Below are 13027 nucleotides of genomic sequence, written 5' to 3' on the forward strand. Positions count from 1 at the left end.
GCACTGGATTATCACTCAAAGCTAATGACCGCTTTCTCTCGCCGCTTCCATTTCGGTTTCCAGACGAGCGGCCTCATCTGCACGCGGCTTGGTAAAGCGTGCCAACCACAGATAAAGCACCGGTGTCAGGTAAAGCGTAAACAGTGTTGCCAGGCCTAAGCCACCGAACACAACCCAACCAATTGAGTTACGCGCTTCGGCACCCGCACCAGAAGATAGAATAAGTGGCAGGCCACCCAGCACAGTGGACACCAGAGTCATCATAATAGGCCGTAAGCGTATTAGCGAAGCCTCTTCTATCGCCTCACGAACCGCCAGCCCCCGATCACGCAGCTGGTCAGCGAACTCAACCAGCAAGACCGAGTTTTTCGCCAGCAGACCAATCAGCATCACCAACCCTATTTGCGAATAAATGTTCATGGAGGTGCCGGTCAGGAATAAGGCGTAAATGGCTGCCGCTATACCAAAAGGCACGGTCAGCATAACAACCACCGCACTGTTTAGTGACTCAAACTGAGCGGCCAGTACCAGTAACACTATCAGGAACGCCAGAACATAAGTCATGGCAATTTCCTGTGAGGTGTCCTCGAAAGTCGCCGCCTCACCTAAAAACACCAGCCCCATACTGTCGGGCAGCACTTCTTCGGCAATGGCACGCAACTGCTCCACGGCTTGTGACATTGGCAACCCATCGGGCAGTTGTGCGTCAATTTCTATTGCCCGTCGCTGCGCCTGACGTTCCAGTTCCGCGGACACCCCTTCTTCAATAATTTCCGAAACGCTGGAAATAGGGACTAAGTCTCCGCTACTGGACGACACATAAAGGTTCTGCATGTCCTGTGGCGACTGAATCAAGTTGTTTCGGGTACGCAGCATCACCGGAATTTGCTGGTCTCCCACGTTTAAGTCGGCGACATCATCACCATTAATCGCCGCCCGTAACGTAGACGAGATATCGTTTAAGGAAACTCCGAGTTCTGCAGCCCGGCGACGGTCAATTTTAACCCGCAGTTGCGGCTGAGTGGGCTGGTACGACACATTAAGATCTCCCAAATCGGGCATTCTTTCTTTTACTAAGGCCGTAAACTCTCGGGCAACTTTAAAAATATCATCATAGTTTTCGCCGGTAATAGCCATTTCCAGACCACCGCCCTGACCTCTTAAGTTCAGGCTGTTGTCACCAAAGGCGCGCCCCGGAGCACCCGGAACCTGACTTAACGGTTCTCTGATGTTATTGATGATTTCCTGCTGGCTAATATCCCGCTCTTCCCAGGGCTTCAAATTCGCCGTAATGAAAACCAAATTAGGATCCCACTGACCCACAACAGTATAAATTGACTCTATATCACCGCTTTCTTTATATTCCAGCAGTACTTCTTCCAGCTTACGAGCCTGACGATCCATAAATTTAAGGCCAACACCGTCGGGTCCACGCGAGAATACCCGAACCGCTCCGCGGTCTTCGTTGGGCATAAGCTCACTGTCAATTTCATTATAAAGCAGTGCACCACCGCCAGCAGATAACAAAGATAGCACGACCACAACCCAGCTAAAATCGAGCGCCTTGTGCAGGGTTCGTTTATAAAACCGTTTAAAGCCATTACCAATTTTTGCGAAACGATTCTTCTGCCCGGCCGATTTAGGCAACCGAGCGGTGAAAGCCGGTACCAGAGATAAGGCGACAAAAGATGAAATAACCACAGCCGCGGCAAGCACACCGCCAAATTCACGGAATAAACGCCCTGCCGTTGAGGGTAAAAACGCGATAGGCACAAAGACGGCAACCAAAACAGCAGTGGTCGCCACTACGGCAAAAAACACCTCGCGCGTAGCAAGTACTGCAGCGGCACGGCTGCCAAGCCCCATGCTGCGGCGGCGTTGAATATTCTCAGTAACAACAATGGCATCATCCACTATCAACCCGGTTGCCAGCACCAGCGCCAGCAAAGTCAGAATATTAATGGAAAAGCCCATCAGCCAAATAGCCGCAATAGCCCCGAACAGGGCAACCGGAATGGAGAACGCAGGAATAATGGTCGCCCGGAAGGAGCCAATAAAAACCCACAAAGTTGCGACAACCAACACGACAGTAATAGCAAGGGTGGTCACTACTTCCGCTACCGATTTACGAATGAACTGCGCGTCGTCATTAATAATGTTCATTTCCATATCAGGAAAACGGTCACGCAAGCGCTCTAGCACGGCTAACGCCTGATCAGAAATTTCAATGGTATTGGAACCGGCCTGGCGTATCACCCCCAAACCAACAACGGGTTTACCGTCAAGACGAACAAAGCTGTTAGCGTCGGCAGGCGCAAAGTAGGCCTGGGCGACATCACCAATACGCGTGTCGTCGCGGACAATAATATTCTCAACTTGCTCTTCGGTAATGGCGGTTGCGTCGGCTCTGATGATCAGCCGCTGATCGGTTGAACGTAAGCTTCCGGCCGGTACGTCAAAAGGCGCCAGCCGCAACGCATCGGCTACGTCAGTGACAGATAAACCAAAACTCACTAGTTTAAGAGGATCGAGATCCACCCGTAGTACCCGCTCGCGGTCACCGTTCAGGCGAACATCGGCAACACCATTTATAGCCAGAAACGCCGGCGATAAATCGGTTTCCAGGCGGCGCGTAAGCTGTTCCTGAGTCAGGGTATCGCTGCTAACCGCAATATCCAGAACAGAGCGCGCGTCGCTGTCCGCCTTCTGCACGTTAATTTGTTCAACATCATCGGGTAATTCCCGGCGCACCTGGTTAACCGCTTCACGAACCTCAGCCGCAACCACGTCTAAATCGACTCCGGGACGGAATTCGATAGAAATACGCGCGCTGTTTTCTTCACTCGAAGACTGAATAGATTCCACACCCGAGACGCGCGCAGCCGCACCTTCCAGAATACTGGTCACTTCGGCATCAACGGTTTCCGGCGCACCGCCGGGAAGATTCGCGCTAACCCCGACTACCGGCCGGTCGACGTCAGGCAGTTCGCGCACTTCAACGCCCATGAGCGCTGCCAGACCCGCTATGGCAATAAGCACATTAAGAACAACAATCAGTACCGGACGACGAATGGAGACCGAAGGTAAGTCGTTGGCATCCTGCGGGTTATTCATTTGCTTATCTGACATTATTCAACGGCCTCTTGCGTATCGAGCGTTGCCCGATCAAAAGTAACAGGCTGACCCTCACGCAAACTTTGTACCCCTTCAACTATCAGTAAATCATCGCGCTGAATATCACCTGAAACTAACACCCGGCCAGCCAGACGTTGTTCTATTTGCACGTCAATTCGGTGTGCCTTGTCGTCTTCGATAACCCAGACAAAAGGATTATTAACCCCCCAGGACAAAGCCGCTTCGGGTATTGAGGCGAACTCCTGACCGGCAAGTTCTATCGCCGTTCTGAAACTGGTACCCGGCAAAAACTCATCACTGTCATTATTAATTTTTGCGCGCGCTCGGTACATTCGGCTGGTAGCATTAATGCGGGAATCCAGTTCGGTTATTTCTGCGGTTACCGGCGTACCGGAATAACGCCAGGGTTCCACCTTCAATTCGGCCCCGTCCTGCAACAACGAAACCGCGGCTTCCGGAATACGAAAATCAATTAATAAGGTTGAACGGTCATCTAAAGTTGCGATAGCCGTTTGTTGATCAATACGATCGCCCACTTCAACGTCTGTGATACCAATAATGCCTGAGAAGGGTGCACGGATAAAACGGTCTTCCAGTTCAATTTTTGCGTTATCCAGTTCAACCCGGGCTAAATCTCTTAATAAGATAGCGTTGTCTAACTCAGACTGAGGCACAGCCCCCTGTTCGCGACTCGCGCGTAAACGCTCAACCGTGCGTTCTGCGTCACGCAAATTAATTTGTGCCTGCTCTACTGCTACCTGCTGACGGCGGGCATCCAGTTCGACCAATAGTTCGTCTTTCTCTACTTTGTCACCGGGCTTAAAATTGACTGCGACCACCCGGTCACCAACGGCGGGATAAATGGTAATGGAGCGCACAGCTTCTGCCGTACCAACGGCTTCTACCCGATTACGTTCACGCTCAAAACTAACGTGTTGCGCTATCACCAAGGCTTCGCGTGAACCAAATTGTTGCGCCTGACTCCTTTCACTTTGCAGCGACAACAAAAACACTAAGGTAATGAGTAAAAACTTCATAGCAGTCAAATGGAGCTCCAAAAAAACTGCAGCCACGGAGGCTGCAGTTATTACTAGTCAATTTGCGGTTAAGCAATGTTGCAAAAGTTACTCTTTAATCGCAAAGGTACCTTGCATAATCGCTGAGTGACCAGGGAAGGTGCAGAAGAATTTATAATCAGTGTCTGCACTCATACCTTCGGTAGAAAACGTCACCGACGTTTCTTCACCACCGCCAACAACGTCAGTTGCAGCAATTACGGCATCAGAATCTGGCACATAGTTATTGTCCATACCTGCTGACATACCTTCTTGTACAACAGACTGCATATCGCCAGCTTCACTCAGTACCCAGTTATGGCCCATCACTTTTTTATCCAGTTTACCTGTATGATGCAGGGTTACTGTTACTTCGTCACAGCTAGCTGGCACGGACATCTCTTTTGTATCAAATCTCATGTTGTCATTGCTATCTATCTTGAGCTCACATTCGTTCGCCTGCGCGGCGTTTGCGACAAACAACATAGAGCCTAGTAGTGCGGAAATTATGTAACGCATTGCAATACCTCTTCGGTTAGTATGAAATGATTCCTTTCTTATATACGTGATATCTCGCGTTGAGATTACTTTAACGAGAATTTATATGACGAAACGTCCTTTTTCGCCGCAATCACTCCTTGCTCAGGGTGGTAGTCACTCTGACAATGAAAATGGAGTAATTATCCCTCCAGTATACACATCAACGACTTATCTGCGTGATGACGACAATCAATATCGTAGCGGTCGGGTGTACTCAAGGGCTGACAATCCTACTTACCGGCCCGCAGAAAAGCTCCTGGCAGAGCTGGAGAATGCCGTTGATGCACGCTTGTTCGCTTCGGGCATGGCCGCTGCCACGGCGGTTTTTCAGGCATTAAAGCCCGGCAACTCAGTTATTGCCCCCAAAGTCATGTACTGGGCTTTGCGTAAATGGCTGCAAACTTTCGGTGTTGATAACGGACTGGAGGTTCGCTTTGTTGATACCGCTAATTTGGACGAATTACGGCGTGCTGTGAATGAAAAAGCCCCCACTCTCATTTGGCTGGAAACACCGGGTAACCCTTTATGGACAATTACTGACATCGGCGCCGTAGCTGATATCGCACACAATTGCGGCGCTTTGCTTGCGGTTGATTCCACCGTCGCGACCCCTTTGTTGACTAAGCCTCTGGATCTTGGCGCTGATATTGTTATGCACTCCGCCACCAAATACCTTAATGGTCACTCGGACGTGATTTCCGGTGCACTGGCAGCCCGGGAAGATAATGACTTCTGGAAGCGCTTAGTGGCTATACGAGCCCAATCCGGAGCCGTACCGGGGCCACAGGACGCAGCACAGTTGCTGCGCGGCATGCGCACGTTATTTTTAAGAGTACGGGAAAGTTGTCAAAGTGCGTTATATATTGCAGAGCAACTAGAGCAGCACCCGCAGGTTATTGAAGTATTGTATCCCGGCCTGAAAAGCTTTGCAGGCCATGAAATAGCCGTTAAGCAAATGCAAGGCGGTTTCGGTGGTATGCTATCTATTCGTTTAGCGGGTGGCGAGAGAGCAGCGATTGCGGTGGCGGCTAAAACTCAGCTCTGGCACCGCGCTACGTCATTAGGTGGCGTAGAGAGTCTGATTGAACATCGCGCCAGTATTGAAGGGCCGGATACGCCGGTGCCGCTGGATTTACTGCGTTTGTCGGTAGGCATTGAAAACGCCGATGACCTGTTGAGCGATTTACAACAGGCCATCGACTTAGCGCACGCTTAAATGCTCACGCGCTTGTAAAAACGGTATTCCGGCTTCCAGAAATTGTTGTCGATGCGCTCACGCAGCGTGTCGTCATCAATTTCCAGCGCTAAACCTTCCTGTTGAGCCACTTTACCCACCGCAAAGGCGATGTCTTTGCTTAACTGAGTTAAATCGTTAAAAGCTGGCAACAAGGCTTCGCCTTTACCGTTCGCACTGGGCGACGCCGCGGCCAACGTCTTACTGGCTACCCGCAGCATTTCATCACTTACCCGTTGCGACTTAACCGATAACACACCCAGACCAATGCCCGGGAAAATGTAACTGTTGTTGCATTGGGCTATTGGGTAAATCCGGCCGTCATATTCAACTTCACCAAAAGGACTTCCGGTTGCCACAATGGCCCGGCCTTCGCTCCACTTCAGGACATCCGCAGGGTGCGCTTCCACGTGTTTAGACGGGTTACTCAATGGAAATATAATAGGCTGTTCAACATTTTTGGCCATAGTCGAAATAACCTGCTCGGTGAACAGCCCCGCCTTGCCCGACACACCAATTAAAATATCCGGTTCAGCGCAATGCATCACATCCAGCAGTGACGGATAATCGCCACTGTACTCCCAGTCAGCTAAGTCTTTTCCGTTTTGTGCTAACGCCATTTGGAAATCACGCAGACCATCCATGGTGTCCATGACCAGACCAAAGCGATCCACCATAAAGATCTGCTTCTTCGCCTGCTCTTCCGTTAAACCTTCGGCTGTCATCTGAATCATCACTTGCTCGGCAATACCACAACCGGCAGAGCCAGCCCCCACAAACACCACTTTCTGTTCGCTCAGCTTTTTACCTTTTTGACGGCACGCGGCCAGCAAAGTACCTACCGTAACCGACGCTGTGCCCTGAATATCATCATTAAAGCAACAGACTTCGTCACGATAGCGGCGTAGCAGTGGCATCGCATTAGGTTGAGCAAAATCCTCGAACTGCAGCATCACACCCGGCCAGCGTTTTGTCACCGCCTTAATGAATTTATCGAGAAACTCGTCGTATTCGTCCTGCTCAATACGTTTGTGGCGGGCGCCCATGTACATTGGGTCTTTCAAGAGTTTTTCGTTATTGGTGCCAACATCCAGCATAACCGGCAAGGTATAGGCCGGGCTAATACCGCCACAGGCGGTGTACAACGATAACTTACCAATGGGAATACCCATACCGCCAATGCCCTGGTCACCTAACCCCAGAATCCGTTCACCATCGGTCACCACAATCACTTTCACTTTTTGTTTAGTGGCGTTGCGCAAAATATCATCCAGCTGGTCGCGCTCAGAATACGAAATAAACAAGCCCCGGGAACTGCGGTAAATATCAGAAAACTTCTCACAGGCATCACCCACCGTCGGGGTGTAGATAATCGGCATCATCTCTTCAAGATGGTTGGTTAGCAGGCGATAGAACAAGGTTTCGTTGTTATCCTGAATAGCACGCAGATAAATGTGCTTGTTCAGCGGCGTTTCAAAGCTTTTGTACTGCATATAAGCCCGTTCGGCCTGCTCTTCAATGCTCTCATAGCGTGGCGGCAACAAACCCGTCAGGTTAAACGCGGCGCGCTCTTCCTTGCTGAACGCACTACCCTTGTTCAATAAAGGGGTTTCCAACAAATTAGGGCCAGAATACGGAATATAAAGCGGACGCTGCGTCTGCGGCATAAGTACAAACTCCTGAAAGCCAAAGTAATACGAATATCATAACATCAACGCCACACCGGTTGCTATTGGGGTAGCCTGATGTTTACATCAGGTGAGATATTGAGGAAAACACGGGCATCTCACCTGACATAAATGTCAGGCTACGTAGGATCCAGGTTACAGCTTCAGGCCCCAGCGAGTGGCGGTACGTTTGACGGCGTCGACATTTTCGGTGGCTATAATGTGCAGTGGTGTCGTTTCAAACTGGGCGCTTAGGTCCAGATGTTGTTTTAGCCAGGCCAGCATGGCTTCGCCGGAATGGATGGTTTTAGCGCCGTTAAAGTAAGCTGAAATGCTCTCGGCTATTAACGGAAAATGGGTACAACCCAGCAATACCACATCGGGCGTTTCAATCTTGCCGAAATAATGCTTAAAGGTTTCCTGCAAGATAGGCCCGTCGTATAACTCTTCTTCGACAATAGGCACAAACAACGGCGTGGGCATGGCATCTATCTGATTGTAGCCCAGAGCCTGAATCTGCTGTTGGTAGGCTCCGGAATTAATGGTCGAGCGTGTGGCAATAACCAACACCCGGGCACTGGTATCAATGCCCTGCAGTTGTTGCAGTGCCATAACCCCCGGCTCAAGTACGCCATACACCGGCTTATTGGAGAACTTCTGCATCTGCTCAAGTGCGGTCACACTTACGGTGTTACAGGCCACCACCAGACAGTCCACATCGGCACCGTTAAAAAACTCCACAGCTTCCAGCGCATAACGCGTAACAGTATTGCTGTCCTTGCTACCATAAGGCACCCGGGCGGTGTCTCCGTAATACAACAGTTCACTGAAACAGCCACTTTGTTGCAGTGACCGAGCTACGGTTAAGCCCCCCACACCGCTATCAAAAACCCCGACTTTCATGTCTGCTTATTCCTTTCCAACTGATGTTTCCAGATTAACGGTTTTAAGGCGCAACGCGTTGGTTATGACAAACACGCTGGAGAGCGCCATAGCACCGGCTGCCAGCATAGGTGACAGTAAAATACCAAAAAACGGATACAACACACCGGCCGCAACCGGAATTAACGCGGTATTATACGCAAACGCCCAAAATAAATTCTGGCGAATATTGCGCATGGTCGCTCCCGACAACGCAAACGCCTGTTGCACCACGGTCAGGTTGTCGGACATTAATACAACATCGGCAGATTCAATCGCCACGTCTGTACCGGTACCAATAGCAAAGCCCACATCCGCAGAGGCCAGTGCCGGTGCGTCGTTAATACCGTCGCCGACAAATATCACCTGACCCCATGCTTCTTTCAGGCGCTTAACCGCTTCGACCTTACCCTCAGGTTTTACGTTAGCCACCACCTCGTCAATGCCCAGCTCTTTGGCTATGCGCTTTGCGGTGGACTCGGCGTCGCCGGTTACCATGGCGGTTTTCAATCCGTCGGCATGCAGGCGCTTGATCAATTCTTTGGCGCTGGGTTTTATCGGGTCGTCCTGCGTAAATACCGCTGCCAGTTTGCCATCAACCGCCACATAAATGGGGGTGCGGCCACTTTGTGACCACGCTTTCGCATCATCGGGTTCGTTATCCAGAGCTATGTCATTGTCCTGCATCAGCTCGCGGGTACCAATATAAAGTGTTTTGCTCGCTACTTTACCGGTAACACCTAAGCCGGAAATGGCTTCAAAACTGTCCGGCTCGCTGACTTTGATGTTCTGCTCTTTGGCATGGTTCACCAGCGCTTCGGCGGTAGGATGTTCGGATTTCGCTTCCACTGAGGCCGCCAGTGTTAGTACCTCTTTTTCATCAAAAGCCCCTACCGTAAGCCACTCAGTAATGGTTGGCTTGCCTTCAGTTAAAGTGCCGGTTTTATCAAAAATCACGCCTTTTGACTGCTGCAGCGCCTGCAATGCACTGCCCTGACGGAACAGCACGCCCATTTCGGCTCCGCGACCGGTTCCCACCATAATCGACGTTGGTGTTGCCAGCCCCATAGCGCATGGGCAGGCAATAATTAACACAGCCACCGCGTTTACCAGAGCAAATGTAAGTGCTGACTCACTGGCCGCAAAATACCACACCACAAAGGTCAGCAGCGCCACGAGCATGACCGCAGGCACAAACCATAAAGTAATGCGGTTAACGGTATCCTGAATCGGCAGTTTGCTGCCCTGCGCCTGCTCCACCATACGGATGATCTGCGCCAACACTGTGCCTTCGCCGGTCGCCGTCACTTTAAAGCGCAGCGTACCTTTTTCATTCAGCGTACCACCAACCACTTTGTCTTCTTTCTGCTTATGCACAGGTTCCGCTTCGCCGGTTATCATGGCTTCGTTCACGTAGCTATCGCCGGATAAAACCTCACCGTCCAGCGCAATACGCTCACCGGGACGCACCTCAATTTCATCGCCTTTCCCCAGCTCATCAATACCCACTTCAGTGACCTCGCCATTGCGTACCACACGTGCGGTTTTGCTCTGCAGGCTCATCAGTCGTTGAATGGCGTCGGAGGTATGGCTCTTAGCCCGGGCTTCCATAAAGCGTCCGGCCAGAATCAGCGTGACAATAACGGCCGAAGCCTCAAAGTAAACGTTCACTGACTCACTCGGCAGCCACGACGGCATCGCCGTAGCCACAATTGAGTAGCCCCAGGCGGCTGTTGCGCCCAGTGCCACCAGCGAGTTCATATCGGGAGCACCGCGGAATAGTGCGGGAACCCCTAATTGGTAAAAACGTGCTCCGGGAACCGCGAGAACCAGAGTAGTAAGTACTAACTGTATCCACCAGCTGGTTTGTAAGCCCAGTGAATTATGCACCCACTCGGAAAACACCGGCACCATATGGTTGCCCATCGCCAGAATAAACACCGGTAACGTCAACAAAATGGAAAGCCAGAGCTGATGTTTCAGCGAACGCATTTCCTGCGCCTGATGCTCACGCTGTTCTCGCATTTGCTTGTCGCGGTCCACAACTTCATGGGCATCGTAGCCTGCGCTCTTCACTGCCTTAATCAAATCATCGACAGCAAGACTATCTGAATAAGTCACTTCAGCACTGTCCGACGCCAGATTAACCGAAGCCTGTTCAACTCCTTCCAGACCGTTCAGGGCTTTATCAATCCGACTGGCACAGGAGCCGCAGTTCATGCCTTCGACACTTAACCGAACCGAATTACTCATTACTGCCTCCGTCAGCCTCTGCCGGCTTAAGCCACAACAGCAGCCAGAACACCACCAGTTGCGCCACACCAATATAACGCTGTATTGCGCCGCGTACTTCGCCCAGTTCAGGGTTAATCATTAACACGAAGCCTAACGCGATAATCACCGACAAAAGCACAAAAGCACAGCGCACCGGCCAGGTAGTTTTTGGCGTAAAGGTGAGTAAAAGCGTACCCAGCGCAAAACCGAAATAGCTGACCATACTAATAACATTGTGCAGTGCCTGTGAGCTGGAGCCATCCGTCGGGCAACCTAAATCGCAAGGCGCCAGTGCCGCACCAAGGTAAGCCACCGGATAGAAAAACAAAAGGCTCCAGCCAATATGGCTAATGCCTTTAACCCGTATATGCGGACGTGCAGTTAATAACACACCGAAGGAAACCATCGCCAGCGGAATAAACCCTACCCAGCCAAAAGCTCCCGCTGCCACACTGCCGGTTGCGTTAATTTCGCTGATGTACTGGCTTACATGAGAAAAATCGTCTTTTACCCAAGTAGCCACCAACTGCAGACCAATCCAGAATAAGGTCAAAATAATGAGTTGTGGCATAACGGGAGAGCTTTTCGTTGGTGCGTTTTCCATGTAGCCTCCTCGGCTGTATTAATGTGATAATCTGTCACTACAGTGTAAACCAAGATGGGAACAAATTGTGAATATTCAAGTGCCTGGATGCAGCGGTGGCCTTGCCGGCGACAATAAAGGCGGCTCTACCTGCATTCAGATTAATCATAACATTCTGATTGATGCCGGCACTGGTCTGAATCAACTCAGCCTGGCGCAAATGCATCAGGTCAGGCATGTGTTTCTCACCCACTCGCATATGGACCATATTGCAGCTCTCCCCACGTTTTTAAGTAATCAATACGGAAGTGAACACTTACCCGTTACGGTTTACGCACAGGCTCATACGCTGGAAAAGCTGGAAAATAATATTTTTAACGGCGATATCTGGCCTGAGCTCGGCAGTATGACAGAAGGCCCTGACGCTATAGTAAGGTTTGAAGAAATTCAGCCAGACCAGAGCATTACAATTGAAAGCAATTGGACTAAAAACGCTGCGGCGCAAAGCTCAGAGATAACCGCCTTTGCCGTAGAGCACAGTGTGCCAACTGTCGGCTACAGCGTAAAAAGTCAGGGCAGACACTTTGTTTTTGCCGCCGATACCATTGCGGGCAAGCAGTTGACCAAACAGCTAAACCGCTTAGGCCACATTGACACCTTAATGCTGGAATGCGCTTTTCCCGATGAATTATTGCACGTAGCAGAGAAAACCAAACACATGACCCCGGGCTTGCTGCAAAGCGCCTTGAGTAGCCTGAAACAGCAACCCGCTGAGCTTTGGGTTACCCACTTAAAACCCAGCTACGAAAGTGCTTTGCGGAAAACCTTACAAGCCAACCCACCGCATAAAAATACAGTAGTCTTATAGCCTGATAGTTTTGATTTCGTAGCCTGACATTCATGTCAGGTGAGGTGCCGTTCCTGACGTAAACGTCAGGCTACGAAACTCCTCCGCTTACATACCAGCATTCTCTGCTTCTGCTAATTTATCTATCTTATTTGCTAAGGTGTAATTTAAAAACTACAATGAGCTTATCAGTATATGAATCTAATAAATTTCGGCAATGGTTATCAAGCATAAAAGATCAAGCAATCAAAGGCCGAATTATTTCACATATTAACCGGTTAATAGAAGGAAGCTCCTGTGACGTAAAGCCTATTGGTCATGGGCTAAGCGAATTACGAATGCATTTTGGTTCCGGCTACCGAGTTTATTTTTATGAAGATCAGGGGGGTGCTCATTTTGTTACTCGCCGGAGGCGATAAAAAAAGCCAAAGCAGGGACATTAAAAAAGCACACTTACTTTACGAATATTGGAGCAACAACAATGGCAACGACTTTCAGAAGATTTGATGCGGCCTCTTATTTGGACGACGCCGAGTCTGTAGCGGCATTCGTTGCCGATGCTTTGGAAACGGAAGACGCAGGCTACATTGCCAATGCTATTGGCATAGCGGCAAGAACAAAAGGTATGACAGAATTAGCCCAAAAAACTGGGCTATCCAGAGAACAGCTATACCGTTCATTCAGTGAAAAAGGCAACCCTACACTTAAAAGTGTACTGGCTGTTACTAAAGCACTAGGCATAAAAATAACAGCAAGTACCTGACGTAAACG

At 50.2% G+C, this 13027-nt stretch carries 10 protein-coding genes; 3 read left to right on the forward strand and 7 right to left on the reverse strand.

What is annotated here, in order from left to right; genetic code table 11:
- Positions 1 to 21 precede the first annotated feature (21 nt).
- From DET62_RS09395 to azu, 3 genes are all read right to left on the reverse strand, one after another.
- Positions 22 to 3129: an efflux RND transporter permease subunit gene (locus DET62_RS09395; protein WP_110013701.1), complete on the reverse strand. Its 3108-nt coding sequence runs from the start codon at positions 3127 to 3129 to the stop codon at positions 22 to 24.
- Positions 3129 to 4172: an efflux RND transporter periplasmic adaptor subunit gene (locus DET62_RS09400; RefSeq protein ID WP_110013784.1), complete on the reverse strand. Its 1044-nt coding sequence runs from the start codon at positions 4170 to 4172 to the stop codon at positions 3129 to 3131. The genes DET62_RS09395 and DET62_RS09400 overlap by 1 nt, the downstream gene beginning before the upstream one ends.
- 87 nt (positions 4173 to 4259) lie before the next feature.
- The gene (gene azu / locus DET62_RS09405) at positions 4260 to 4709 is read right to left on the reverse strand and encodes an azurin (protein ID WP_110013702.1); all 450 of its coding nucleotides are present in this window, start codon (positions 4707 to 4709) and stop codon (positions 4260 to 4262) included.
- Between the two features lie 85 nt (positions 4710 to 4794).
- Between azu and DET62_RS09410 the strand changes: the two genes are divergently transcribed.
- Positions 4795 to 5946: a PLP-dependent aspartate aminotransferase family protein gene (locus DET62_RS09410; protein ID WP_110013703.1), complete on the forward strand. Its 1152-nt coding sequence runs from the start codon at positions 4795 to 4797 to the stop codon at positions 5944 to 5946.
- On the opposite strand, the gene DET62_RS09415 is transcribed toward DET62_RS09410, so the two are convergent.
- The 4 genes from DET62_RS09415 to DET62_RS09430 form a co-directional block, all read right to left on the reverse strand.
- Complete coding sequence (locus DET62_RS09415) at positions 5943 to 7631, reverse strand: NAD-dependent malic enzyme (RefSeq protein ID WP_110013704.1); 1689 nt, start codon at positions 7629 to 7631, stop codon at positions 5943 to 5945. The genes DET62_RS09410 and DET62_RS09415 overlap by 4 nt on opposite strands.
- A gap of 156 nt (positions 7632 to 7787) precedes the next feature.
- On the reverse strand, positions 7788 to 8534 hold the full coding sequence (gene murI / locus DET62_RS09420; protein WP_110013705.1) for a glutamate racemase: 747 nt from the start codon (positions 8532 to 8534) through the stop codon (positions 7788 to 7790).
- Between the two features lie 6 nt (positions 8535 to 8540).
- A complete protein-coding gene (locus tag DET62_RS09425; RefSeq protein ID WP_110013706.1) occupies positions 8541 to 10805 on the reverse strand; it encodes a heavy metal translocating P-type ATPase in 2265 nt (754 codons plus the stop codon).
- Positions 10798 to 11430 (reverse strand): DUF998 domain-containing protein, encoded by a 633-nt coding sequence (locus DET62_RS09430; protein WP_110013707.1) that lies wholly within the window; start codon positions 11428 to 11430, stop codon positions 10798 to 10800. Before DET62_RS09430 ends, DET62_RS09425 begins: the two co-directional genes overlap by 8 nt.
- Before the next feature lie 67 nt (positions 11431 to 11497).
- Here DET62_RS09430 and DET62_RS09435 point away from each other — a divergent pair, with 67 nt between their 5' ends.
- On the forward strand, positions 11498 to 12277 hold the full coding sequence (locus tag DET62_RS09435) for a 3',5'-cyclic-nucleotide phosphodiesterase (RefSeq protein ID WP_110013708.1): 780 nt from the start codon (positions 11498 to 11500) through the stop codon (positions 12275 to 12277).
- Positions 12278 to 12737: 460 nt separating this feature from the next.
- On the forward strand, positions 12738 to 13019 hold the full coding sequence (locus tag DET62_RS09445; protein WP_110013709.1) for an addiction module antidote protein: 282 nt from the start codon (positions 12738 to 12740) through the stop codon (positions 13017 to 13019).
- Positions 13020 to 13027 lie beyond the last annotated feature (8 nt).

This window comes from Idiomarina sp. H2 (assembly GCF_004364275.1).
Lineage (GTDB): Bacteria > Pseudomonadota > Gammaproteobacteria > Enterobacterales > Alteromonadaceae > Idiomarina > Idiomarina loihiensis.